Here is a 23550-nt window from a genome sequence, read left to right as displayed (position 1 = left end):
GACCCATGATCGTGGCATCCCCCCGTAGCGCCGTCACCGCGAACACCGGTCGGGTCGTCGCCATCGGCACCGTCGCCGCATTGATCGGCGCGGGACTGACCGCTGCTTTCGTCGCCGCACCGGCGACCGCGGCGGTCGCCCCGCCCTCCGGCGCCGAGACGTTCACGGTCTCGCAGACGACCGCCGGCGCCTCGGGCGATCCGTTCCTGACCTCCGACGGTCAGCGGGTGTTCTTCGCCTCGACGGCCGGCGACCTCGTGCCCGGCGATGCGAACGGCGTGTCGGACGTGTTCGTCTCGGTCGCGGCCGAAGGCAGCGCCGACCCGTTCTCAGGGACCGCGATGCTCGTCAGCGCGCCGGACGGCGCGGTCGGCGCGACGCGCGCGAACGGCCCGAGCACCGAGCCCGTGGCGACGGCCGACGGCCGGTACGTCGCCTTCACGAGCGCGGCGACCAACCTCGTCGCCGCCGGCGGCACCGCGGGGCGGACGAGCATCTACGTGCGCGACACGCTGCTCGACCGCACGTTCCGGGTCGACAGCGGCACCGAGCCCGACGCCGACTCGTACGACCCCGACATGACCGACGACGGGCGCTACCTCGTCTTCACCTCGATGGCGTCCGACATCCTGCCCGACGGCGGCGTCGGCGGCCCGAGCTCGTTCGTCGCCGACCTCGACGCGAACGGCGACGGCGTCTTCGGCGACCTCACCGTCCGACGGCTGCTCAGCGACGAAGTGCTCCAGGGCACCACCCAGCAGGCCCGGATCAGCGGCAACGGCGCCACGATCCTCGTCACGACGGTGGGCTTCAACGAAGCGGGGGATGCCACCAATGTCTACCGCACCACTCCGACGGGGCCGACGATGACCGGAAGCATCGTCGCGAACCACGCCCACAGTCCGACGATCGACGCGACCGGCGACACCTTCGCGTACATCGGCGACATCGCCTGCAGCGACAGGCCGGCGGTCGTCGCCACCACGCTCGACGGCAACTTCTACCGCGTCGCGCTCGGCACGATCGACGCCGACCGCCGCGTCGGGTACATCTCCGACCCGGTCATCTCGGCCGACGGCAGCCACGTGGTCTGGGAGACGACCGTCCCTGCCTACGACTACGACCTCCCCGACGGCGCTCCCGAGCTGTCCGTGCCCGTGGTGCGCGAGCAGGAGATCGGCTGGCGGGATGCCTCGACCCAGGGCGACTGCTCCCCCTCGAACACTCCGGACTGGGTGGACCTCGCCGAGGGCACCCAGCCCGTCGTCTCCGCCTCCGGGCGGACGGTCGCCTTCGCCGCGTCAGGCTCCGCCGCGTCGACCGTCTTCGCGATGGACACCCACATCAACGACGGGCTTGCGGTCACCAGCACCCAGGGTCAGCTGGTCAACCCGGGATTCATGACGGCGATCGAGATCGCGTCGGTCCCGCTCTCGTCGCTGCGCGGGTACGCGTCCGCGGTCGCGAACGCGCCGATCCACAACCTGCCGATCCATAACCTGCCGATCCACAATCTCCCGATCCACAACCTCCCGATCCACAATCTCCCGATCCACAACCTCCCGATCCACAACCTGCCCATCCACAACCTGCCCATCCACAACCTGCCGATCCACAACCTGGACTTCCCGGGTGGTTGGGCCGACGTGCTTGCAGGCAGTCCTTTCGCCGGCGAGCTGATCCAGACGGTGACGCTCAACGAGCTGATCGCCTGGGCTGCGGAGGCGTTGGCCGACGGATCGACGGCGACCCCGGACGAGATCGCGGCGGCGAAGCGCATCCAGAGCCTCACCCTCGGCGACCTCGGTCTCGACGACAGCGCGCTGTCTGCGCTCTCGCTCGCGTCATACGTCCTCGGGACGGCGCCGATCGGTTCGCTGGAGATCGCGGGCGCCAGCACCGCGACCGCGACCGAGCGGTGGCAGGCGCTCGTGAAGGCGCAGGGCATCCTGGACGCCGAAGGCCTCCCGTTCCAGATCCAGTCCGACTGGTATCTGGCCGACCTCGACGCGGCCGGCCTCGACATCGAGCGCTCCGGCATCGCCGACGTCTCGCTGGCGTCGCTGCCCGTGGATCAGACGCTCATGGGCTATCTGCCCATGTCGGAGCTGTACCTCGCCGGCACCCCGCTCGGCTCGGTCGATGCCTCGGCCCTGACCGAGTCCGCCCGCACCGCACTGTTCGGCACCACCGCCGTCGCCGGCACCCTGGCGGCGCCGTCGCCGGGATACCTCGACACCGCGACGGTGGCCGATCTCGCCCCGGGCGCACCCGAGAGCGTGACGCTCGGCATCCTGTTCATGTCACTGCTCGACGCGCAGTCGTACCCGTGGGAGCAGATCTCGGCCAGCTCGCTCGACCCGTATCTCGCCGAGACCGGCACCTCCGAGACCGGCTGCGAGGGAAACACCCAGCACTGCGGCCGCAATGTGAAGTTCCAGTTCACGTTCGATCCGGGTCCGGGCGAGCCCGACACGTTCGCGGCCCCGACCGCGTCGATCACGACGCCCGCGGGCACGCGGTCGTACCGGGAGTACACCTGGGGGTCCGGCCCTGCCGGCACGTCCCAGCTCGTGGCGCCGTACACCGGCCCGATCCAGCGCGACGGTGCCACGGTGCGCATCCCGATGCCCGAGACGGCCGGCGGCACCGTCATGACCCTGCTGTCGTGGTACTCGCTGACCAGCCTGCCCGGCGAGTCGTCGGCGACCGGCGAACTCACGAGCGGGACCCGGTCGGCATCCCTGCAGCTGTTCGGCGACGCCCCGCTGCAGACGTTCGACGACCCCACGCACAACCTCGTGAACGGCGTCTGGGAGTCCTTCTCGGCGCCCATGGTCGAGGGCCAGGTCTACTACGAATGGATCTCGCCCGCCTGGCGCGACCTCAACGACGAAGGCGAGATGGTCGAGGGCGCTGCGCAGGACGAGGACTACTACCTCGTCGCGCCGCCCAAGGCCGGCGAGCGCCTCGTCGTGTCGACGAACGCCACCGATGGGCAGATCTCGCTGTCGCTGTACGCGCCGCAGGGGTCCTCGTCGACGCTCGGCGCGGCGAGTGCCGGCCCCGCACCCGGCACCCTCGTCACCGAACAGAGCGGGACCGCCGACCAGCCCGCCGAGGCCGGCGCCGACGCCGGAGTCGTCATCGACGGCCAGACGCTGCTCGACCAGGCGGTCGTGGGCGGCGACAGCGTCGCCGAGGTCGAGGCCGCGTCGACGGATGCCGCGCCCGGCGACAAACTGCTCGTCCGGGTGACCAGCGGCAACGGCGACCCCAGTGCCGCGCTGTACTCGCTGCGGGTGCAGTACGTCGACGAGCAGCCCGAGAGGCAGTGCACGGCCTGGAGCGCGCCGCAGTCCGCGGCCCCCGGCATCCCGGGGGCCAGCGACCCCGTGACCGACACGACGAACACGCTGTACCTGTTCGACCAGCAGCGCTACGGCGACACCTACGGGGCGACCGCGGCCACCGAGGTGCGTGCCGCGCTGGAGAGCCTGACCGGCACCGGTCACGTCGGGTCCGGAGCGGTGGACGGCGCGGTGCTCGATCCGGGCTCCTCGCCGGAGGTGGCAGCCGCCCGCACGGCGTCGAACGACAACCCGTGCTCGATGGGGGCACGTGAAGCGCTGACCAGCGCGATCAACGCGTTCGTGGCGAGCAGCCTCGGAGATCATCGTGACCAGATCGCGTCGATCGTCATCGTCGGCGGCGACGACATCGTGCCGATGGCCCCGGTCGCCCAGCACACCTCGCAGTTCACCGAGACCAGCCACGCGGCCGATCTGCGCCTCGCCACCACCCCGACCGGCGGGGACTGCCCCGTCGGGGCCGTGGTCGACCCGTGCGAGACACCGCTGTCGGCCGCGGCGGCGGCATCCCGCATCCTCACCGACGACCCCTACGGACTCGCCACCGCCTACGACTCGCTCGGCGGCCACGTGTACGTGCCGACCGTCGGACTCGGGCGCCTTGCCCAGGAGCCGGCGGCGACGCTCGCCACGATCGCCCGGTTCGTCGACGCCGACGGCGTGCTCGCGGCCGACTCGACGCTGACCGGCGGCTACGGCGCCTGGAGCGAGCTGCCGCAGGAGGTCACCGACGACCTCTCCTGGCGGTCGACCGGCGGCACCGCGCTCACCGGCGACTGGGACAGGTCGGCCCTCGAGGCCGCCCTCTTCCCCGGAACGGATGCCGCACCCGGCCAGACCGCCGGCGTCGTGTCGGTGAACACCCACGCCGACGAGACCCGCATGCTTCCGGGCGTGCCCGGCGCCGAGGCGGGCGCGTTCGTCGCCGACGACCTGTTCCTCGCAGCCGAGCACGAGACCCAGCCGCAGCTGTCCGGTTCGGTGATCTTCGGGATCGGCTGCCACGCCGGCAACAACCTGCCCACCTCGTACTACGGCGCCGTCACCGACTGGGTCGACGTCTTCTCGCAGGCGGGCGGTTACATCGGCAACACCGGCTACGGGCTCGCCAACAACATCACCACCGCGCTCAGCGAGCGCCTGCTGTCGCTGTACGCGGACTGGATCGGTGTGCAGGTCGATGGCACGCCCGTCTCGGCCGCCTCGGCGCTGGCGTTCGCGAAGCAGTCGTACCTCGGCGGGCTGGGCCTGTACTCCGGCTACGACGAGAAAGCGCTCATGGAGGCCGTGTACTACGGCTTGCCGATGTACACGTTCGATGCGCCCGCCAAGGAGATGCCGCTGCCGGAGACCCCGGACCTCACGGTGTCGACGGATGGCGGCCTGACGACGGCATCCCTCTCGTTCACCCCGGCCTTCGGGCAGCACAGCGCTGCGGACGGCTCCGAGTACCTGACCGTCGACGACCAGGCACCGCTCGCCGTCGCCGGGCAGCCGGTGCTGCCGACCATCGTGCGGACGCTGGAGCAGGCCCCCGCGGGCCTCACTCCGCACGGGGTGGTGCTCACCGCCCTGACGTCGGAGTTCGACACCGAGGGCACCCCCGCGGTCGCGACGCCGAGCGTCGGCGTGCCCGAGGCCGCGGCCTCGCGCACCGGGGTCGCGTTCCCGTCGACGTTCGGCACCATCACGCACCAGGACACACCCGACGGACCACGCGACCTGCTCGTGCTCACACCCGCCCGGGTCGAGATACCGCCCGGCGGCGCCGCACGCACCGAGCGGTTCACGAGCTTCACGGCGCAGGTCGTGTACGGCGACGCCTCCTCCACCGACGCCACGCCGCCGTCCATCGACTCGGTCGAGCTCCCGTCGCCCGGACGCGGCGAGATGGAGATCACCGTGTCGGACGCCGGCAGCGGCATCGCGTCGGTGATCCTGCTGGTCCAGCCCGAGGGGCAGGCCGAATGGCAGCGGGCGACGGTCGCGCCGCCGACCGCCACCAGCCCCGCCTACCGGGCGGCCGTGCCCACGACGCCGTTCCGGTGGATGCTGCAGGTCGTGGATGCCGCGGGCAACGTCGCCGTCGACACGGCGCGCGGTCGCCTCGACGTCGCCGCTCAGGCCGCACCCGCCCTCGGCGACCCCGGACCCGATGCCACGGTCGCTGTCGGCGATCGCCTGCTGCGCACCGTCGACGTGACCGACGCGGTGGCCGGCGAGAGCCTCTCGGCCAAGGTCCAGGTCGTCGACGGCGGCGGCACCGAGAGCACGGGCGACGACGAGGTCATCGCGACCTCGGAAGCCGTTGTGCAGACCGGTCCCGACGGCTCCACCCGGGTGCTCATCGACCAGCCGGTCACGCAGTACGGGACGTACACCGTCGTGCTCACGGCGTGCCGAAGCCGGGCCTGCAGCTCCGTGTCGTTCGCGCTGACGACCCCGCCGCCGAACACGGCACCCATCGCACAGGTCACGGTGACCGCCGACACGGACCCGACTCTGGCCACCAGCATCCTCACCGCCGAGGTCACGCTCACCGATGCCGACGAGGATGCCGTCACCCCGACGTACGCGTGGACCCGCAACGGTGTCGCGATCCCCGGCCAAGCGGGAGCAACGCTCGCCCTCGCCGACATCGGCGCCCAGCCGGGCGATGTCATCGAGGTGACCGCCACGCCCGACGACGGCAAGACCAAGGGGCACGCGGCGAGCGCCTCGATGCTCGTGGAGGAGCGCACGCCAGAGCCGACGATCGCCGTGACGGCGACGGGCGCGGACGGCGGCGCCTACCTCGAGGGCTCGTGGAGCAGGACGGCCGTCACCGTCACGTTCGCGTGCGGCTCGCTGATCGGAGTGAAGACCTGCACCGACCCCGTCGTGGTGGGCGACGACACCGGCCCCGACGGCCGCACCGTGACCGGCACGGTGACCGATGTGCTCGGGAACACCGCCTCGGTCGACCTGCGCGTGAGGGTCGACCGCACCGCACCCGCCCTGGCACCGATCGTGTCGCCGAACCCGGTCGTCGTGGGCCAGACCGCGACGGCGACGCCGAACGCGACCGACGCCGGTTCGGGCGTCTCGTCCGCGTCCTGCGACCCGCCGACGACGGCGGTGACGGGCCCGCAGACGGTCATGTGCCGCGCCACGGACGTCGCCGGCAACACCGCGGCGGCGACCGCCGGCTACACCGTCACGGTCCCGCAGCCGCCGAAGTGCGGGGGCGTGCTCGACCGCTCGCCCCTGCTGGGGGTGAACACGGACGGATCGAGCGTCTTCATCCGCCTGTCGGGCGTGCCGATCGTGTTCCGCGCGTGCGACGCCGCGGGCAACTCGATCGGCACGAAGAGGTTCGTCACCGGAGTGGTGCTCGTCGCGACGGCAGACCTGCCGTCGTCGGCGCGGGTCAACGAGGCCTTCTATCCCCCGATCGGCAGCTTCACCTACCTGAAGCCCGCGAAGACCTGGGTGGGGGCCATCCCGACGTTGAAGCTGAAGAGCGGCAAGAAGTACACCTACCGCATCGACCTGGCCGACGGCACGTCGTTCACGGTCACGTTCGGGGTCCGCTGATGGCGGGCGAGACCCCGGCTCGCGACACCGCCGCCCTCGCCGCAGACATGCTGTCCGAGGTGCGCGACGAGATCGACCGTGCCGACCAGAAGGCTTCGCTGCTCATCGGCTCGCTCGGCATCGCGTTCTCGATCGTGCTGAGCGGCATGATCGGCGGCGACTGGACACCGGTGACCCTGACCCCGTTCGGCGCGACGGTGTGGGGGCTCGGCGTCGTCGCGGCGGCGGCATCCGTCGTCGCGGCGGCCGCCGCCGTCTGGCCGCGCCTCAGCCGCGGCCCCGGACCGGGCGCCATCACGTACTGGGGGCAGATCCGCGGTCTCGGCTCGCCCGCCGAGGTCGAGCGCGCCCTCGACGAGCGCGGCCTCCACCCGCCCGAGCGCACGTTCCAGCAGCTCCTCGTGCTGTCGGCGGTCGTGCAGCGCAAGTACCGGGCGATCCGCCTGTCCATGACCCTCGCCGGGGTGGGCGTGGCGCTGATCGTCATCGGCTTCCTGCTCGTCGGCTGACGACGAGGGGATGCCGCGGCCGCCGCGCGCCGCCGGCCCCGGCTACGCTCGAATCGTGGTGCCCGTCGAGAATCTGCTGGCGTTCACGCTGGCCGCGCTTGTGCTCATCGTCATCCCCGGCCCGAGCGTGCTCTTCACCATCGGCCGCGCGCTCGCCCTGGGCCGCATCGGGGGGCTGCTGAGCGTGCTCGGCAACGCCCTCGGGCTGCTGCCGATCATCGGCCTGGTCGCGCTCGGCGTCGGCGGCATCGTGGCGCAGTCCATCGTGCTGTTCACGATCCTCAAGATCGCCGGCGCGCTCTACCTCATGTACCTCGGCGTCCAGGCGATCCGGCATCGGAACGACACCGCGGCGGCCGCGACGGCCGCCGCCCTGCCGCGTTCGGCGTGGCGCCAGCTCGGCGAGGGCTTCGTCGTCGGCGTCACCAACCCGAAGACCATCGCGTTCTTCGTCGCCGTGCTCCCCCAGTTCGTCGACCTGACGAACGGCTCGGTGCCGCTGCAGATGATCGAGCTCGGCCTCGTCTTCTTCGCGATCGCCCTCGTGTCCGACGGCGCGTGGGCGCTCGTCGCGGCGGCGGCGCGCTCGTGGTTCGGCCGCTCGCCCAAGCGCATCGCCACGCTGTCGGCGACGGGCGGGGGCCTCATGATCGGCCTCGGCGGCATCCTCCTCCTCACCGGCAACAAGCACTGAAGGACCATCCCATGATCCCCACGCCCCCTCCAGCCGCCGCTGGCGCGTCGACCGGAGCCTCCGGGCGCGTGGGCCCAACCGCAGCCCGCCGGCGCATCGTCTTCCTCGACGTGGACGGAACGATCCTCGAGCACGGCGCGCATATGGCGCCGGGCACGCCCGGCGCCGTCCGCGCCGCGCGCGCGGCGGGGCACCTGGTGTACCTCAGCACGGGCCGTTCGGCAGCCGACATCCACCCGAGCGTCGCCGAGATCGGCTTCGACGGCGCGGTGACCAACTCGGGTGCGCTGGTGGTCTCGGGCGACGAGGTGGTGGTCGACCGGCCTCTCACGCGCGAGGCCGCCGACCGGATGATCGCAGCGCTCAAGGGACGCGGCATCCGCTACTTCCTGCAGACGCGTGACGGCGTCTACGCGTCGGACGACATGGCCGAGCTCATGCGGGAGTATGCCGCCGCCCTCGACGCCCGCGAGGCTGCGGGCGAGGCGGTGCGGCCCGAGGACTCCCTCGTGGGACTGGCGCAGCGCACGTTCCCGAGCGCCGACGAGGCCGATCTCACGCGCATCGACAAGGCGGTGTTCGTGAGCGACCATGCCGAGGGCATGGACGAGCTGCGCGCCGACCTGGGCGACGAGTTCCTCATCGTGCCCGGCAGCATGCCGCTGCCCGGCGGCTCGAACGGCGAGATCAACGAGGCCGACACCACGAAGGGCTCGGCGATCGAGCTGCTGCTGGCGCACCTCGGCATCGACGCCGCCGACGCCGTCGCGGTCGGCGACAGCTGGAACGACATCGAGATGTTCCAGGTGTGCGGTGTCGCGGTCGCGATGGGCAACGCGCACCCGGAGCTGAAGGAGCTCGCCGACTTCGTCACCACAGATGTGCTCGACGACGGCATCGCGAACGCGTTCGCGCGCCTCGGCCTGGTCTGACGCCTCGTTCAGCTGTCGGCGGCAGCGGGGGCCTCGGCGCCCAGGTTGACGAGATTGCCGCCCGGGTCCCGCACCTGCGCCACGCGCTCGCCCCACGGCATGTCGGCGGGCGGCTGCTCGGCGTGCCCGCCTGCGGCGAGCCACGCCGTGAACGTCGCGTCCACGTCGTCGACGTAGAACCACAGCGCCGCGCGGTCCCCCACCGACGGGGGCAGGGCGTCCGGGTCTCGGCCGATGCCGAGCGTGGTCCCGCCCAGCTGCAGCGACACGTAGTCGTCCTGGTCGCCCTCCCCGAACCGGTAGACCACGGCCGCGTCGAGCGCGTTCTCGTAGAACCGTACGAGCTCCGCGAGGTCTCGCGTCAGGAGGATGGGGAACAGGCTCTGCACCGCCATGTCCCCACCCTACGTCGGCGCGCTCAGTCCAGGAAGATGTCGGGGAACAGCTCCGAATCGGGCGTCCCGGGCACTGCCGCATAACCCGAGAAGTCCGTCACACCGGCCGCTTCGAGCACGTCCTCGACGATCAGCGTCTGACCGGTGTACTCGCGTGCCGGCTGCGTGAAGATCTCGTACGCCGCGTCGGCGTATACCTCGGGCGTGCGGCTGACCTTCATCATCCGGTCGCCGCCGAGCGCGAACTGCACGGCCGCGGTCGCGATGGTGGTGCGCGGCCACAGCGTGTTGGCGGCGATGCCGTCCTTCGCGAACTCGGCCGCGAGACCCAGGGTCGCCATGGTCATGCCGTACTTCGCGAGCGTGTAGCCGGTGTGGCCGCCGAGCCACTTCGGCGACAGGTTCAGCGGCGGCGACAGCGACAGGATGTGCGGGTTCGGGGCCTCCTTGAGGATCGGCACCGCCGCGCGCGAGAGCATGAATGTGCCGCGCACGTTGACGTCCTGCATGAGGTCGTACTTCTTCGCCTCGAGGTCGAGCGAGCGCGACAGGTCGATGACCGACGCGTTGTTGACGACGATGTCGATGCCGCCGAACTCGCCCTCGGTCTTCAGCACGGCCTCGGTGATGTCGTCGTCGTTGCGGACGTCGCCGACGATCGGGAGGGCGTTGCCGCCGGCATCCCGGATCTGCTCCGCTGCCGTGTGCACCGTGCCCTCCAGCTTCGGGTGCGGCGTGTCGGTCTTGGCGAGCAGGGCGATGTTGGCGCCGTCGCGGGCCGCGCGCAGCGCGATCGCGAGGCCGATGCCGCGGCTGCCGCCCGACATCAGGATGGTCTTTCCGGCGAGGGGCTTGTCGCTCATCGGGGTCTCCTCGGGTCAGGAACGGGACTTGGTGGATGCCGCGGCGAAGGCCTGCACGCGTGCGCGGGCCTCGTCGGTGTCGAAGCGGGCGCCGATCGAGCGGGCCTCGTCGTCGAGGTTCTCGGCGAACGGGCGGTGCGCGCCGCTGCGGACGAGGCGCTTGGCCTGCCCGAACGCAGCCGTCGCATTGTCGAGCCAGAAGCGCGCGACCGCCTCCGCGCGGGCGGCGACGTCCTCGGCCGGCACGACCTCGGTCACCAGGCCCCAGTCGAGGGCCGTGCCCGCGTCGATCGTGAGGTCCTGCAGCAGCAGCTGGAGCGCCCGGCGCTGGCCGACGGCCGACGGCAGCAGAGTCGAGACGCCGAGGTCGGGGGTGAGCCCGATGTTGGCGTAGCGGCTCACGAACTTCGCCTTCTCGGACGCGACGATGTAGTCGGCCGTCAGCATGAGCCCCAGACCGCCGCCCGCGACCGCGCCCTGCACGGCCGCGACGATCGGCTTGTCCGACTCGACGAACGTGCGGATGCCGTCGTGGATCGTGTGCGCCATCGCCGTGACGTCGGCGCCCGAGGCCCCCGACGTCGCCATCTCGATGACGTCGCCGCCGGCGCAGAACGCCGGTCCGACGGCATCCAGGATCACCGCGCCGACGGAGTCGTCGGACGTGAGCTCGTGGGCGATGTCACGCCACAGCCCGCCGCCCTCGAAGCCCATCGCGTTGAGGGACGCCGGACGGTTGAAGGTCACACGGGCGAGGGCGCCGTCGCGGGTGACGAGGATCGGGTCGCTCATGGGGTTCTCCGCTGTCATCGGTTCGGGGTTCACTTCGGGGCCATGCGGATGGCGCCGTCGAGGCGGATCGTCTCGCCGTTGAGGTAGCCGTTGTCGACGATCGACATCACCAGGCGCGCGTACTCGTCGGGCTTGCCGAGGCGCTGCGGGTAGGGCACCTGCTGGCCGAGGCTCTCCTGAGCGGCCTCGGGGAGCCCGGCGAGCATGGGGGTCTCCATGATGCCGGGGGCGATCGTGACGACGCGGATGCCGTAGCGGGCGAGTTCGCGCGCGATGGGCAGCGTCATGGCGTGCACGCCGCCCTTCGAGGCCGAGTACGCCGGCTGCCCGATCTGGCCGTCGAACGCTGCGACGCTCGCGGTGTTGACGATGACGCCGCGATCCCCCGACCCTGTGGGTGCGGTCTTCGCGATCGCCGCCGACGCCTGTGCGATGACGTTGTACGTGCCGATGAGGTTGACGCGGATGATGCGCTCGAAGCCCTCCAGCGGCGAGGGGTTGCCCTCGCGGTCGAGCACCTTGGCGGGCGGCGCGATGCCCGCGCAGTTGACGACCACGCGCAGGGGACGGGATGCCGCGGCCACCGCGACGGCGGCGGCCACCTGCTCCGGGTCGGTGACGTCGGCGGGGGCGAACGATCCGCCGAGCTCCGCCGCGACGTCGGCGCCGGCCGACGTCGCCAGGTCGACGATGGTCACCGTCGCGCCGGCTGCGGCGAGGCGTCGGGCGGTGGCGAGGCCGAGGCCGCTCGCACCTCCGGTGACGAGGGCCGAGGCGTCCGTCAGGTCCATGGATTCTCCTTCGAAGTCCGAGACGTTGCACGATACCGCGTATCAGCATACGCGGGACTCAGTATCAGTCCAGCGTGCAGCGGCGCGCTCGTCCCAGGCTAGCCGCGCGAGCTCGCCGGGTCACTCGGCGATCGGTCCGCGACGCACGAGCGTCGTCACCCGGTCGAGCAGTTCCGCCGGCCGTGCGAGCAGCAGGCGCGATTCGGGCCGCGCCACGAGGTACTCGCCGAGCCGCAGGGCGGCACGGGCGTCGCCGCGCCGGTAGCCCGACAGGTAGTGCTGCGTCGCGCGCCACTCGACGCGGTCGCCGTCCTCGGTCGTGAGGCGCACCGCGAACGTCGGGGTCTGGCTCGCGTCCAGCATGCTGCCGCCGCCGCCGAGGAGTCCTTCGAGGATGGGGCCGATCGAGTCGCCGAGCGCAGGGTACGGCCACCACGTGGTCGGCGCCTCGATCGCGAGGCTGCGCACCCGCGTCCAGGGCACGAATCCGGTCGGCGCCTCCGCCACGTGCGGCGCGAGACCGGCGGTCGTGAGGCGCACGTGACGCGCGGCAGCATCTCCGACCGCCAGGGCCGCCGTCTCGCCCTCGAGGGCGGTGAGGAGCCCCAGGCGCCGAGTGGCACGCGTGGTGGGCATGCCTCCATCCCACCATGCTCCGTGGCGCGATCCGCCGGTCAGGGGTTGGATGAGGGCATGGAGCTCCGCATCACGCGCGTGTACGACGACCCGGCGCCCGACGACGGATTCCGGGTGCTCGTGGACCGGCTCTGGCCCCGCGGCCTCTCGAAGGAGCGCGCCGCCCTCGACCTGTGGGCGAAGGACGTCGCGCCCTCCACCGAGCTGCGCAGGGCCTTCCACCACGACGGCATGTCGTGGCCGGACTTCGAGGCCGCGTACCGGGCCGAGCTCGCCGGACCGACGCGGCCGGCGCTCGACGCGCTGCGCGACGAGCTCGCCCCGCACGACGTGGTGACGCTGCTGCACGCGGTGCACGACCCGGTGCAGAACCATGCTCTGGTGCTGAAGGCGGCGCTGCTCGGCTGAGGCCGGCCGTCGGCCCTGGTTGCGCTTCGTCTCGCTCGTTCCTCGCTCGCTCAGCGACCGTCCGTTGCCCACCACTCGGTCGCTGAGCGAGCACAACTCGGCGCCCCCCGGTCGCTGAGCGAGCGCCAGCGAGACGAAGCGCGTCCACGCACGACGCCCCCAGGAACCCACGCCCCCCCCCGACCCCCGGTCGCTGAGCGAGCGCCGGCGAGACGAAGCGCGTCCACGCACGACGCCCCCAGGAACCCACGCCCCCCCGACCCCCGGTCGCTGAGCGAGCGCCAGCGAGACGAAGCGCGTCCACGAGCGACCCGCGCACCCGCTCCGCAGCACGCCCCAGCCGACCCGCAGACCGAGCCACCCGGTCGCTGAGCGAGCGCCAGCGAGACGAAGCGCGTCCACGAGCAACCCACGCCCCCCGACCCCCGGTCGCTGAGCGAGCGCCAGCGAGACGAAGCGTGTCTCCGAACGACCCGCGCGGCAGGATGGGCCTATGTCGATCCCGGTCGAAGACGTCGTCGTCCCCGCGAAGGTGCTCGAGCTCGCGCGCGGCGCGGCGCTCGTGCCGGTGTGGCGCAACGAGGACGGCGGGCTGACCTTCCGCACCGACGACGGCCGCCACGTCAAGCACGCACCCCGCACGCTGCTGACCTCCTTCGCGGCGGAGGCCGGACGCCTGGAATGGGCGGGCGCCTACACGCCGGTGCCCCGCGTGCTGGAGGTCGGCGACGACGACACGCACGAATGGATGGTGAGCGCCTCGCTCCCCGGCCGGTCGGCCGTCGACCCGTCGTTCCTAAGGGATGCCGCCACCGCCGTCCGAGCCGTCGGCGAAGGACTGCGCGCACTGCACGACGCGCTCCCCGTCGCCGAGTGCCCGTTCGAATGGACGGTGCCCCGGCGCATCGCGAACGCCGCGGACCGCGGCATCCACGTTCCCGACGCGCTGCGCGAGGCGCCGCGGATCGACCGGCTCGTCGTGTGCCACGGCGACGCCTGCATGCCGAACACGCTGATCGGCGACGACGGCCGGTGGAGCGGCCACGTGGACCTCGGCGCGCTCGGGGTCGGTGACCGCTGGGCCGACATCGCCGTGGCGTCGATGTCGACCGTCTGGAACTATGGCGAGGGATGGGAGGACGCACTCATCGAGGCCTACGGCGTCGAGCCCGACCGCGGGCGACTCGCCTACTACCGGGAGCTGTGGAACGCGACATGACCGACATCACCGGCACCGTCACCAAGATCGACGGGCATGCGAACCTCGTGATCCTGCGGCGCTTCGCCGCGACCGCCGACGAGGTGTGGCGCGAGCTCACCGAGTCCGCACTTCTGGAGCGGTGGATCGGGCGCTGGGAAGGCGACCCCCGCAGCGGGCACGTCACCTTCTACATGACGGCGGAGGCCGAGGACGCCCCGCCCGCCGAGTACACGATCCACGAATGCGACCGGCCACGGCGGTTCGCCGGCGACACCGCCCCCGACGCGGGCGGCTGGCACCTGTGGTTCGAGCTGGCCGAGGACTCCCCCGGCGACACCGTGCTGACCTTCGGGCAGCGGCTCGACGTGGGCGACGACGTCGGCTCGATCGGCCCGGGCTGGGAGTACTACCTCGACCGGCTCGTCGCCGCCCGCGCGGGCGTCGACGTCGCCACCGTGGACTGGGACGACTACTTCCCCGCGCTGCAGCCGGCCTACGAGCGCCTGGTCGCCGCGGACTGATCGGCGGCGCCCCGCCGGCGCGTCACGACCAGACGAAGCGGAAGGTGCCCGCCGCCACCGCGGCGCCGATCGCGAGAGCCATGATGGCGACCCCGCCCCCGAGGGCCACGGCATCGCGCACGTGCAGCCGAGACGGGCGCGACCACGTGCGCGGGATGCCGGAGCCGAAGCCCCGCGCCTCCATCGCGGTCGCGAGCTTGGTGCCGCGACGCACCGCGAACACGAGCAGCACGAACGCCATGGAGAAGAAGCGACGGACTGCGCCGGTGTCGCCGACTCCGCGGGCACGGCGGGCGAGGCCCATGCTGCGCCAGTCGTCGAGGAACAGCCCGAGCGTGCGGGTGCCGGCGAGCACGCCGAGCACGAACCGCGACGGCAGCTTCGCAACCTGCGCGAGCGCGTCCGCGAGCTCGGTCGGATCGGTGCGGCCGAACAGGAGGATCGTCGGCAGTGCGAGCGCGACCACGCGCAGGCACACCGCGACAGCCAGGGCGATGGAGTCGTCGCTGATCGTCGCGTACCCGAACGACCAGTACACGCGGCCGCCGGGCTCGGCGTACAGCAGCATGCTGAGGCCGGCAACGGGCGCGAACACCAGGATCGGCAGCATCCGCTTCAGCAGCGTCGTGACGGGAAGCCCCGTCAGCGGCAGGCACGCGAGCTGCAGCACGATCGCGGCGAGCGCGCTCGTGATGTCGATCGAGGCGAACAGCGGCACCGACAGCAGCAGCGCCAGCACGACCTTGGTGACCGGGTTCACGCCGTCGAGCCACGCCGGCCGGGTCTCGACCGCGGGCGCATCCGCGGCGAGCACGGTCACGACGCCACCCCCACGGGCATCCCGAGGTCGATGCGGTGCGCGCCGAGGTGGCGCAGCACGTCGTCGTCGTGCGTGACGGCGACGACGGTCGTGCCGGCGGCGATCTCGGACTGCAGCAGGGCGACGAGCTCGACCCAGCCGCGGCGGTCCTGGCCGAACGTGGGCTCGTCGAGCACGATCACCGGCGGGGCGTCGGCGAGCACGGTGGCCACCGACAGCCGCCGCTTCTGGCCGCCCGACAGCGTGAAGGGGTTCGCGAGCGCGAGCGGCGCGAGGTGCAGCCGCTCGAGCAGCTCGTCGACGATCACGTCGACGTCGGCCGCAGCGATGCCGCGCGAGCGGGGGCCGATGGCCAGCTCGTCGCGCACGGTCGAGGCGAGGAACTGGTGCTCGGGCTCCTGGAACACGGTGCCGATGCGGGTCAGCAGCTCCCGTGAGGTCCACCGCGAGGGGCGCCGGCCCGACCGCCCCGCGAGCTGCGGCGCGGCCAGCACCTCTCCCGCGGCTTCGGGGAGCAGACCGGCGAGCGTCAGGGCGAGCGTCGACTTGCCTGCGCCGTTGGGTCCGACGATGCCTGTCGCGGCACCTCGCGGCACGTGCACCTCGAGCCCCGCACGCACGATCGTGCGACGGTCCCGCGAGACGGACAGACCGGATGCCGCCACCGCCGCCTCGACGTCGCCGCCGGTCGTGTCGAGCACGGGCAGGTCGATCGGCCGGCCCGGGACCCAGACGCCCGCGGCTGCGAGCTCGTCGCCGACGCGTGCGAACACCTCTGCGGGAGGCCCGTCGGCGAGGAGGCCGCCCTCGGCGCCGACGACGATGACGCGGTGCATGAGGTCGGCCCACACCTCGGTGCGGTGCTCGATGACGACGAGCGTCGCACCGCTCTCCCCGACGGCGTGCTCGACCGCCGCGCGCACCTCGCGCACCCCTTCGGGGTCGAGGTTGGCCGTCGGTTCGTCCAGCAGCAGCACGCCCGGCCGCATCGCGAGCACGCCGGCGAGCGCGAGGCGCTGCTTCTGCCCGCCCGAGAGCGCCTTGGTCGCCCGGCCGAGCGGCACGTCGAGCCCGACGGCGCCGAGGGCCTCCGCGACACGGGACGGGATCTCGGATGCCGCGACGCCGAGGTTCTCGCAGCCGAAGGCCACGTCGTCGCCCACCTTCGACAGCACGACGCCCGAGTCGGGGTCCTGCAGCACGAGCCCGACGCGCCCGCGCTGCGTCTCGGGGCGGACGCCGTCGACGAGCAGCATGCCGGTCTCGTCGCCCTCGTCGGCACCGCCGAGCAGCCCCGCGATTCCCGCGAGGAGCGTCGACTTGCCCGCACCGGATGCGCCCAGCAGCAGCACGCGCTGGCCCGGCTCGATCGTGAACGACACGTCGTGCACGGCCGGCGCGCGGCGCCCCGCATAGCGCCAGCCCCAGTCGGCGGCCGTGATGCCCGCGGGTCCGCTGCGGCCGGCCGGGCGGGCCGACGACGCCGCCACGTCAGACCTCGCGTCGCGCTTCGCGTCCGGCGGCGAACCTGTTCAGCGCACCGGTGGCGGCGAGCGCCCGCACCGCGAACCAGCCGACGAGGCCCGCGAGCAGCGCCCCCGACACGACGAGCGAGACCAGGTAGATCACGTTGAACTCGACGGTCTTGAGGATGTTGGGCGAGCTGCCGTAGAACAGCTCGAACACCCACGCGCCGACGGCGGCGCCGATACCGGCGAGCATCGCGACGGGCAGCGTGAAGCGGCGGTACAGGAACACCGCGAAGATCAGCTCGGCACCGAGTCCCTGAACCAGGCCGGACAGCAGCGTCGAGACGCCCCACACGTTGCCGATGAGCATGGAGACGATCGCGGCGATCACCTCGACGAGCAGCGCAGCTCCGGGCTTGCGGATGACGAGGCCGCCGATCACGCCGCCGATGAGCCAGATGCCGACGGCGAGGCCGCCGAGTCCGGGCGTGAGGCCGTCCATCGCGGTGAACCAGGCGTAGCCGACGGTGTTCCAGGCCCAGAAGACGAGGCCGATCGCGACGCCGAGGACGGCGGCGACGACGATGTCGACGACGCGCCAGCGAAGGCGGTGCGAGGTCGCGGATGCCCCTGCGGCGGTGGCCGATGCGGACGTGGACGCGTGCATGTGTTCTCCTCCCTGCGCCGGCATGATCCGGATCAGGTTCGACGGTCGAAGCGTGGGTCGCTTCCTCTCAGCCCGGCTCACCGGACTCCCGTGGTTGTGGCGACGAGTATACCGCCGGCCAGGCAAGGTATCTTTGGCAAGTGACTCCGGACGACGTTCCTGCGCCCTCGCGCCGTGAGCGTCGTGCGCGCACGGGCGAGATCGCGACGTCGCCCGATGGCGTGCTCACGATCCCCGAGGCCGGACCGGATGCCGCCTCCCGCGGCAGCAGCACGGTTCCTGTCGACACGGCCGCCGTGCCGACGTCGATCGCCGCCGCCCCGTTGAGCGGACCCGCCACGCCGGCGCTCCCGGTGTTCGACCCCGCGCCGGCCGCCGACGCCGCACCCGCGGGCTTCACCGACACCGCGCCCGCGCCTGTGACGCCCGAAGCCACCGCGGCCGCCGATCCCGACCCCGCTTCGTTCGTCGCACCGGGCCCCGACCCGGACGACGCACCCGGGCCGACGGCATCCACGTCCACCGGTGCCGCGCTGTCGTGGGTCGACCCGTCCGCCGTCGGCCGCGTGGCCGCGCCGGACGACCTCGCCGCTGCGGCGACGCCGTACGTCGCGGTCGAGGCCGACCTGCTCGCCGACGCACCCCATCGCTCGCCGCTGCGCGCCGGCGTGGTGGTGCCGACCCTCGCGATCGCCGCGGTGCTCGCGGCCTACGCGGGCACGACGCTGCTGTGGCCGCTGAACGCCGTCGCGCCGACGATCACCGCGATCCAGGTGCAGCCCGTCGCCGCGCCCGCCGCGGTGCCCGTGTGGCCCGCGCAAGGCAGCGCCGCCGAGGCCGTCGAAGGCATCGGCACCCTCGCCTCCACCCCCGACGCCGACGCGATCGCGAGCATCACCAAGGTCGTCACCGCGCTCGTGGTGCTCGACGAGATGCCGCTCGCGGTGGGCGAGCAGGGCCCCGAGTACCGCTTCTCCGCCGCCGATCGCAACGCCTACTGGCAGTACCTGCGACAGGGCGAGTCGGCCCTCGACGTCCCCGCGGGCGGAACGCTCACCGAGTACCAGCTGCTGCAGGGCATGCTCATCGGCTCAGCCGGCAATTACGCCGACCGGCTGGCGCAGAGCCTCTTCCCCTCGGACGCCGTGTACGCGTCGGCGGCGAACAAGTGGCTCGCCGCCCACGGCGTGCCCGGCATCACCCTGTACGAGCCGACCGGCATCGACAAGCGCAACACCGCGAGCCCGGAGTCGCTCATCCCGCTCGCTCAGAAGGCCCTCGCGAACCCCGTGATCGCTGAGATCGTCGCGCAGAAGTCAGTCGACCTGCCGGGGGCGGGAACGGTCGAGAACACGAACGGCCTCCTCGCCGACCCGGGCGTCATCGGCCTCAAGACGGGCACGCTCGACGCGTGGAACCTGCTGTCGGCGAAGGACATCGCGATCGGCGACACGACCGTCCGCCTGTACGCCTCGGTGCTCGGCCAGCCCGACGATGCCGCGCGCCTGGCGGCGTCACGCGCGATCTACGCGCAGCTCGAGCAGGAGCTGCAGCTGAAGCCGTCGGTCGAGGCAGGCACCGTCGCCGGCATCGTCGAGACCCGCTGGGGCGACAAGGTCGACGTGGTCTCGTCGGGCGATGCGTCGGTGATCCTCTGGAACGGCGGCGTCGGCACGGTCGCGACGACGTTCTCCCTCGGCGACGCCCGCGACTCGGGCGACACCGTCGGCTCGTTGCAGGTCACGGGGCCGCTCGACGGCGCCACGGTCGATCTGAAGCTCGCCGGCGACGTCTCCGACCCGTCGCCGTGGTGGCGCCTGACGCACCCGCTCGACCTCTTCGGCCTGAACGACTGACGCGGCGCCGCGCCCGTCAGCGGATGAGGCCCTCCGCAGCGAGGTCGTCCCACAGCACCGCCGGGATGTCGACGGCCATCAGCTCTGCGTTGCGCCGCAGCTGCTCGGGGCGACTGCCGCCCACGACGACCGAGCGCACCGCGGGGTCGCGGAGCGTGAACTGCACAGCGGCCGCCGGCAGCGGGACGCCGTGCGCGCGGCACACGGCGAGGACGCGCTGCAGACGGTCCCACAGTTCGTCGGGCATGCGCCCGTACTCGTAGCGGTCGTCGCGCGACGGCTCGTCCTTGGCGAGCAGGCCGGAGTTGAACACGGACGCGGCGACCACGCCGGTCCCGCGCTCGTGGCACGCCGGCAGCACTTCGTCGGCCGCGGACTGCTCCAGCAGCGTGTACCGGCCCGCGATCATGATGAGGTCGAGGTCGGCGCCCTCGACGGCGGCGGCGAGCGCCGACGACACCATCGACCCGATGCCGACGGCATCCACCGCTCCCTCGTCGCGCAGCCCCTGCAGCGCGGGGAACGCCTCGCGCAGCGCCAGGTCGAGGTCGTGCCGCTCGGGGTCGTGCAGGTACAGGACGTCGAGGCGGTCGAGCCCCAGGCGCTCGAGCGACTCGTCGAGGCTCGCGCGGATGCCGGCGGCCGAGAAGTCCCACTCGCGCCGCAGCGTTGTCGGCACGTGGAAGTCCGCGGCGAGGTCGAGCCCGCCGCCGTCGTCGGGGTTCGGGCGCAGCAGCCGCCCGGCCTTCGTCGAGATGACGAACTCGTCGCGGGGCTTCGTGCGCAGGAAGGCGCCGAGGCGCCGTTCCGAGAGTCCGAGGCCGTAGTGCGGCGCGGTGTCGAAGTAGCGGATGCCGGCGTCCCAGGCCGCGTCGAGGATCGCCCAGGCCTGCTCGTCGGTGAGTTCGCGGAACAGGTTGCCGACGTTCGCGGCGCCGTACCCCAGTCGGGTGAGGGCGGGCAGTTCAGGCTGCGGCATCCACTGCTCCGAACGTGTAGGCGGTGCGGCTGGCGGCCTTCATCTCCATGCCGGCGCCGGGCGCGAGTGGCGCGACGTAGACGCCGCCGCGCACCTCAGTGGGCACGACGAAGTGCTCGTGCAGGTGGTCGACGTACTCGATCATGCGCCCGTCGCGGCTGGCGCTGACGGCGACGAAGTCGAACATCGACAGGTGCTGCACCGCCTCGCACAGCCCGACGCCGCCGGCATGCGGGCACACCGGCACGCCGAACTTCGCCGCGAGCAGCAGGTTGGCGATGTTCTCGTTGACCCCGCCCACCCGTACGGCGTCGATCTGCATGACCGAGAGGGCGCCCGCCTGCAGCAGCTGCTTGAAGATCACGCGGTTCTGCGCGTGCTCACCGGTCGCGACGCGCACGGGGGCGACCCCGCGCGCGATCTCGGCGTGGCCCAGCACGTCGTCGGGGCTCGTGGGCTCCTCGATCCACGCGAGGTCGAACGGTGCGAGCGCGTTCACCCACGCGATCGCCTCGGACGGCTCCCAGCGCTGGTTGGCGTCGATCGCGATCGGGTACCCGTCGCCGCACGTCTCACGGGCGATGCGCAGGCGGCGGATGTCGTCGTCGAGGTCGGCGCCGACCTTGAGCTTGATCTGTCCGAAGCCGTCGGCGATCGCTTCGCGGCACAGCCGGGCGAGCTTCTCGTCGGAGTAGCCGAGCCAGCCGGGGCTCGTCGTGTAGGCCGGGAACCCGGTGGCGAGCAGCTCCTGCTCGCGCTGCGCGCGGCCCGGCTCGGCGGCCCGGAGGATCGCGAGCGCCTCCTCGGGAGTGAGGGCGTTCGTGAGGTACCGGAAGTCGACGAGATCGACGAGCTCCTCGGGAGTCATGCGCGAGAGCAGCCGCCACAGCGGCAGGCCGGCGCGCTTGGCCTTGAGGTCCCACAGGGCGTTCACGACGGCGCCGATGGCCATGTGCATGACGCCCTTCTCGGGGCCGAGCCATCGCAGCTGCGAGTCGCCGATGAGCTCCCGGTTGATGGCACCCATGTCCGCGAGCAGCGGCTCCACCTCGCGTCCGACGAGGTGCCCGGCCAGCGCGTCGAGGGCGGCGACCTGCACGTCGTTGCCCCGGCCGATGGTGAAGACGAACGCGTGCCCGTCGACGCCGTCTGAAGCATCCGTCACAATCCTCAGATAGGCGGCGGAGTAGTCGGGGTCGGGGTTCATCGCGTCGGAGCCGTCGAGGCTCAACGACGTGGGGAATCGGATGTCTGTCGTCTCGAACGCGACGATGCGGCTCACGATAGCGGTTCTCCTGCGGTAGTCGGGTTCGAGATTCGAACCACTCGCAGTTAAACATCCGACGTCTATACTGTCAATTGCGCCCACGGGCGCTCCGCCACGGAACCACCTGGAGACCAATGAAGTTCGCGCGCCTCGGCGACCCCGGTCACGAGATCCCCGTCGTCCTCGACGGGGACCGCCACCTCGACCTGCGCCCCCTCACCTCCGACATCGACGGCGACTTCCTCGCCGGCGACCCCGTCGGCCGCACCGCCGCCGCGATCGCCGCGGGCGAGCTGGCCGAGCTCGACGGTGCCGGCGCCCTCCGCATCGGCGCCCCGATCGCCCGCCCGAGCGCCGTCGTGTGCATCGGCATGAACTACGCCGCACACGCGGCCGAATCGGGCTCCGCGCCGCCCCCGGTGCCGGTCGTGTTCCTCAAGACCCCCAATACCGTCGTCGGACCGAACGACACCGTGACGATCCCCCGCGGCAGCGAGAAGACCGACTGGGAGGTCGAGCTCGGCATCGTGATCGGCCGCCGCGCGTCGTACCTCGACTCGCCCGCCGACGCGGCCGCCCACATCGCCGGCTTCGTCACCGCCAACGACCTGTCCGAGCGCACGTTCCAGCTCGAGGTGTCGGGCGGACAGTGGTCGAAGGGCAAGTGCGCCCCCGGGTTCAACCCGACCGGGCCGTGGCTCGTCACCCCGGACGAGGTCGACGCACAGGCGCTGCGGCTGCGCAGCCACGTCAACGGCGAGCCCCGCCAGGACTCGTCGACCGCCGACATGATCTTCCCCATCGACCACATCGTGTGGCATCTGTCGCAGTTCCTCACGCTCGAGCCGGGCGACCTCGTGCTCACCGGCACTCCGCAGGGCGTGGCGCTGTCGGGTCGGTTCCCGTACCTCGCCCCGGGCGATGTCGTCGACATCGAGATCGAGGGACTCGGCGCGCAGCGTCAGGAGTTCGTCGCCTGGGAGGCTGCGCGATGAGCTCCGCACAGCTGCAGGGGCTCGTCGCGGTCGTGACCGGCGGCGCATCGGGCATCGGCGCCGCCATCGCCCATGCGCTCGCCGACGAGGGCGCACAGGTCGCCGTCCTCGACCGCGACCCGTCGGGCGCCGACCCGCGCTTCGCCGCCTTCGCGGCCGACGTGTCGTCACGATCCGAGGTGGACGCCGCGATCGCCGCCGTCGCCCAGGAGTTCGGCCGCATCGACATCCTCGTCAACAACGCCGGCATCGGCGCGCAGGGCGACATCGCCGCCAACGACGACGACGAATGGGCGCGCGTCCTGTCGATCAACGTCACCGGCATCGCCCGCGTGACCGCCGCCGCCCTGCCATGGCTGCGACAGTCGCCGGCCGCCGCCGTCTGCAACACGTCGTCGATCGCCGCGACCGCGGGACTCCCCCAGCGCGCCCTGTACAGCGCGTCCAAGGGCGCGGTGCTGTCGCTGACCCGCGCGATGGCCGCGGACCACCTCCGCGAGGGCATCCGCGTGAACGCCGTCAACCCCGGCACCGCCGACACCCCGTGGGTCGGACGCCTGCTCGACTCGGCTCCGGACCCCGCCGCCGAGCGCGCCGCGCTCGAGGCCCGGCAGCCGCACGGCCGCCTGGTCGCACCCGACGAGGTCGCCGGCGCCGTCCTGTACCTCGTGAGCCCGCGGTCCGGCTCCACCACTGGCACGTACATCGAGGTCGACGGGGGCATGGCCGCGCTGCGTCTGCGCCCCGCCGGCAGCTGACCGCACCGCCTGGGCGAAGCGCGAGGGGATGCCGGCGGCCGCGGCCGCCG

20 protein-coding genes and 1 riboswitch are annotated in these 23550 nt (G+C 72.5%); of the genes, 10 read left to right on the top strand and 10 right to left on the bottom strand.

Annotated elements, in window-relative coordinates; translation table 11 throughout:
* The first annotated feature begins 11 nt into the window (after window positions 1–11).
* The 4 genes from ACFWJ8_RS06520 to ACFWJ8_RS06505 all read left to right on the top strand — a co-directional run bounded on the left by ACFWJ8_RS06520 (window position 12) and on the right by ACFWJ8_RS06505 (window position 9082).
* Window positions 12–6947, top strand: a complete 6936-nt coding sequence (locus tag ACFWJ8_RS06520) for a hypothetical protein (protein ID WP_378809989.1) — start codon at window positions 12–14, stop codon at window positions 6945–6947.
* On the top strand, window positions 6947–7456 hold the full coding sequence (locus ACFWJ8_RS06515; protein ID WP_378809988.1) for a Pycsar system effector family protein: 510 nt from the start codon (window positions 6947–6949) through the stop codon (window positions 7454–7456). Before ACFWJ8_RS06520 ends, ACFWJ8_RS06515 begins: the two co-directional genes overlap by 1 nt.
* Window positions 7457–7511: 55 nt before the next feature.
* Entirely contained in the window at window positions 7512–8150 is a 639-nt protein-coding gene (locus tag ACFWJ8_RS06510) for a LysE family translocator (RefSeq protein ID WP_378809987.1), read from the top strand.
* A 68-nt stretch (window positions 8151–8218) separates the two neighbouring features.
* Window positions 8219–9082, top strand: coding sequence for a Cof-type HAD-IIB family hydrolase (locus tag ACFWJ8_RS06505; protein ID WP_378809985.1), 864 nt, complete (start codon window positions 8219–8221; stop codon window positions 9080–9082).
* An 8-nt stretch (window positions 9083–9090) separates the two neighbouring features.
* Here ACFWJ8_RS06505 and ACFWJ8_RS06500 read toward each other — a convergent pair whose 3' ends face one another.
* The 5 genes from ACFWJ8_RS06500 to ACFWJ8_RS06480 form a co-directional block, all read right to left on the bottom strand.
* Window positions 9091–9477, bottom strand: a complete 387-nt coding sequence (locus ACFWJ8_RS06500) for a VOC family protein (protein ID WP_378809984.1) — start codon at window positions 9475–9477, stop codon at window positions 9091–9093.
* 23 nt (window positions 9478–9500) lie between these two features.
* Window positions 9501–10340, bottom strand: coding sequence for an SDR family oxidoreductase (locus ACFWJ8_RS06495; protein ID WP_378809982.1), 840 nt, complete (start codon window positions 10338–10340; stop codon window positions 9501–9503).
* Between the two features lie 15 nt (window positions 10341–10355).
* Window positions 10356–11132 carry an enoyl-CoA hydratase/isomerase family protein gene (locus tag ACFWJ8_RS06490; RefSeq protein WP_378809980.1) on the bottom strand — a complete coding sequence of 259 codons (777 nt, stop codon included), beginning with the start codon at window positions 11130–11132 and terminating at the stop codon, window positions 10356–10358.
* A 29-nt stretch (window positions 11133–11161) separates the two neighbouring features.
* On the bottom strand, window positions 11162–11923 hold the full coding sequence (locus tag ACFWJ8_RS06485; RefSeq protein WP_378809979.1) for an SDR family NAD(P)-dependent oxidoreductase: 762 nt from the start codon (window positions 11921–11923) through the stop codon (window positions 11162–11164).
* A gap of 120 nt (window positions 11924–12043) precedes the next feature.
* Window positions 12044–12559 carry a hypothetical protein gene (locus ACFWJ8_RS06480; protein WP_378809977.1) on the bottom strand — a complete coding sequence of 172 codons (516 nt, stop codon included), beginning with the start codon at window positions 12557–12559 and terminating at the stop codon, window positions 12044–12046.
* A 57-nt stretch (window positions 12560–12616) separates the two neighbouring features.
* Between ACFWJ8_RS06480 and ACFWJ8_RS06475 the strand changes: the two genes are divergently transcribed.
* The 3 genes from ACFWJ8_RS06475 (at window position 12617) to ACFWJ8_RS06465 (ending at window position 14689) form a co-directional block, all read left to right on the top strand.
* On the top strand, window positions 12617–12967 hold the full coding sequence (locus ACFWJ8_RS06475) for a DUF488 domain-containing protein (protein WP_378809976.1): 351 nt from the start codon (window positions 12617–12619) through the stop codon (window positions 12965–12967).
* A gap of 493 nt (window positions 12968–13460) precedes the next feature.
* Window positions 13461–14186: a phosphotransferase gene (locus ACFWJ8_RS06470; protein WP_378809975.1), complete on the top strand. Its 726-nt coding sequence runs from the start codon at window positions 13461–13463 to the stop codon at window positions 14184–14186.
* Window positions 14183–14689: an SRPBCC domain-containing protein gene (locus ACFWJ8_RS06465; protein ID WP_378809973.1), complete on the top strand. Its 507-nt coding sequence runs from the start codon at window positions 14183–14185 to the stop codon at window positions 14687–14689. Before ACFWJ8_RS06470 ends, ACFWJ8_RS06465 begins: the two co-directional genes overlap by 4 nt.
* Window positions 14690–14711: 22 nt before the next feature.
* Here the strand turns inward: ACFWJ8_RS06465 and ACFWJ8_RS06460 are convergent, their stop codons facing one another.
* From ACFWJ8_RS06460 to ACFWJ8_RS06450, 3 genes are all read right to left on the bottom strand, one after another.
* Window positions 14712–15509 (bottom strand): energy-coupling factor transporter transmembrane component T family protein, encoded by a 798-nt coding sequence (locus ACFWJ8_RS06460; RefSeq protein WP_378809971.1) that lies wholly within the window; start codon window positions 15507–15509, stop codon window positions 14712–14714.
* Complete coding sequence (locus ACFWJ8_RS06455) at window positions 15506–16999, bottom strand: ABC transporter ATP-binding protein (protein ID WP_378809969.1); 1494 nt, start codon at window positions 16997–16999, stop codon at window positions 15506–15508. The genes ACFWJ8_RS06460 and ACFWJ8_RS06455 overlap by 4 nt, the downstream gene beginning before the upstream one ends.
* A gap of 1 nt (window position 17000) precedes the next feature.
* Window positions 17001–17645: an ECF transporter S component gene (locus tag ACFWJ8_RS06450; RefSeq protein WP_378809968.1), complete on the bottom strand. Its 645-nt coding sequence runs from the start codon at window positions 17643–17645 to the stop codon at window positions 17001–17003.
* Window positions 17638–17747, bottom strand: a riboswitch (TPP riboswitch). Its footprint overlaps the gene before it by 8 nt.
* A gap of 38 nt (window positions 17748–17785) precedes the next feature.
* Between ACFWJ8_RS06450 and ACFWJ8_RS06445 the strand changes: the two genes are divergently transcribed.
* Window positions 17786–19501 (top strand): D-alanyl-D-alanine carboxypeptidase family protein, encoded by a 1716-nt coding sequence (locus ACFWJ8_RS06445; RefSeq protein WP_378809966.1) that lies wholly within the window; start codon window positions 17786–17788, stop codon window positions 19499–19501.
* 16 nt (window positions 19502–19517) lie between these two features.
* Here ACFWJ8_RS06445 and ACFWJ8_RS06440 read toward each other — a convergent pair whose 3' ends face one another.
* Complete coding sequence (locus tag ACFWJ8_RS06440) at window positions 19518–20480, bottom strand: aldo/keto reductase (protein WP_378809965.1); 963 nt, start codon at window positions 20478–20480, stop codon at window positions 19518–19520.
* Window positions 20467–21762: an enolase C-terminal domain-like protein gene (locus ACFWJ8_RS06435; RefSeq protein ID WP_378809963.1), complete on the bottom strand. Its 1296-nt coding sequence runs from the start codon at window positions 21760–21762 to the stop codon at window positions 20467–20469. The genes ACFWJ8_RS06440 and ACFWJ8_RS06435 overlap by 14 nt, the downstream gene beginning before the upstream one ends.
* Window positions 21763–21881: 119 nt before the next feature.
* On the opposite strand from ACFWJ8_RS06435, the gene ACFWJ8_RS06430 reads away from it, so the two are divergent.
* Both ACFWJ8_RS06430 and ACFWJ8_RS06425 read left to right on the top strand, forming a co-directional pair.
* Window positions 21882–22742 carry a fumarylacetoacetate hydrolase family protein gene (locus ACFWJ8_RS06430; protein WP_378809961.1) on the top strand — a complete coding sequence of 287 codons (861 nt, stop codon included), beginning with the start codon at window positions 21882–21884 and terminating at the stop codon, window positions 22740–22742.
* Window positions 22739–23500: an SDR family NAD(P)-dependent oxidoreductase gene (locus ACFWJ8_RS06425; RefSeq protein WP_378809959.1), complete on the top strand. Its 762-nt coding sequence runs from the start codon at window positions 22739–22741 to the stop codon at window positions 23498–23500. Before ACFWJ8_RS06430 ends, ACFWJ8_RS06425 begins: the two co-directional genes overlap by 4 nt.
* The last annotated feature ends 50 nt before the right edge of the window (window positions 23501–23550 follow it).

It is taken from the genome of Microbacterium sp. NPDC058389, assembly GCF_042722305.1.
GTDB lineage: Bacteria > Actinomycetota > Actinomycetes > Actinomycetales > Microbacteriaceae > Microbacterium.
The sequence above is the reverse complement of the archived record's forward strand: the minus strand, read 5'-3'. Positions and strand labels throughout refer to the sequence as shown.

What these genes read in the sequence shown, in the direction of transcription:
- ACFWJ8_RS06490 (WP_378809980.1), bottom strand. Translation starts at nt 11,132, where the DNA reads ATGAGCGACCCGATCCTCGTCACCCGCGACGGCGCCCTCGCCCGTGTG.
- ACFWJ8_RS06470 (WP_378809975.1), top strand. Translation starts at nt 13,461, where the DNA reads ATGTCGATCCCGGTCGAAGACGTCGTCGTCCCCGCGAAGGTGCTCGAG.
- ACFWJ8_RS06480 (WP_378809977.1), bottom strand. Translation starts at nt 12,559, where the DNA reads ATGCCCACCACGCGTGCCACTCGGCGCCTGGGGCTCCTCACCGCCCTC.
- ACFWJ8_RS06475 (WP_378809976.1), top strand. Translation starts at nt 12,617, where the DNA reads ATGGAGCTCCGCATCACGCGCGTGTACGACGACCCGGCGCCCGACGAC.
- ACFWJ8_RS06515 (WP_378809988.1), top strand. Translation starts at nt 6,947, where the DNA reads ATGGCGGGCGAGACCCCGGCTCGCGACACCGCCGCCCTCGCCGCAGAC.
- ACFWJ8_RS06450 (WP_378809968.1), bottom strand. Translation starts at nt 17,645, where the DNA reads ATGCACGCGTCCACGTCCGCATCGGCCACCGCCGCAGGGGCATCCGCG.
- ACFWJ8_RS06500 (WP_378809984.1), bottom strand. Translation starts at nt 9,477, where the DNA reads ATGGCGGTGCAGAGCCTGTTCCCCATCCTCCTGACGCGAGACCTCGCG.
- ACFWJ8_RS06440 (WP_378809965.1), bottom strand. Translation starts at nt 20,480, where the DNA reads ATGCCGCAGCCTGAACTGCCCGCCCTCACCCGACTGGGGTACGGCGCC.
- ACFWJ8_RS06465 (WP_378809973.1), top strand. Translation starts at nt 14,183, where the DNA reads ATGACCGACATCACCGGCACCGTCACCAAGATCGACGGGCATGCGAAC.
- ACFWJ8_RS06430 (WP_378809961.1), top strand. Translation starts at nt 21,882, where the DNA reads ATGAAGTTCGCGCGCCTCGGCGACCCCGGTCACGAGATCCCCGTCGTC.
- ACFWJ8_RS06425 (WP_378809959.1), top strand. Translation starts at nt 22,739, where the DNA reads ATGAGCTCCGCACAGCTGCAGGGGCTCGTCGCGGTCGTGACCGGCGGC.
- ACFWJ8_RS06495 (WP_378809982.1), bottom strand. Translation starts at nt 10,340, where the DNA reads ATGAGCGACAAGCCCCTCGCCGGAAAGACCATCCTGATGTCGGGCGGC.
- ACFWJ8_RS06485 (WP_378809979.1), bottom strand. Translation starts at nt 11,923, where the DNA reads ATGGACCTGACGGACGCCTCGGCCCTCGTCACCGGAGGTGCGAGCGGC.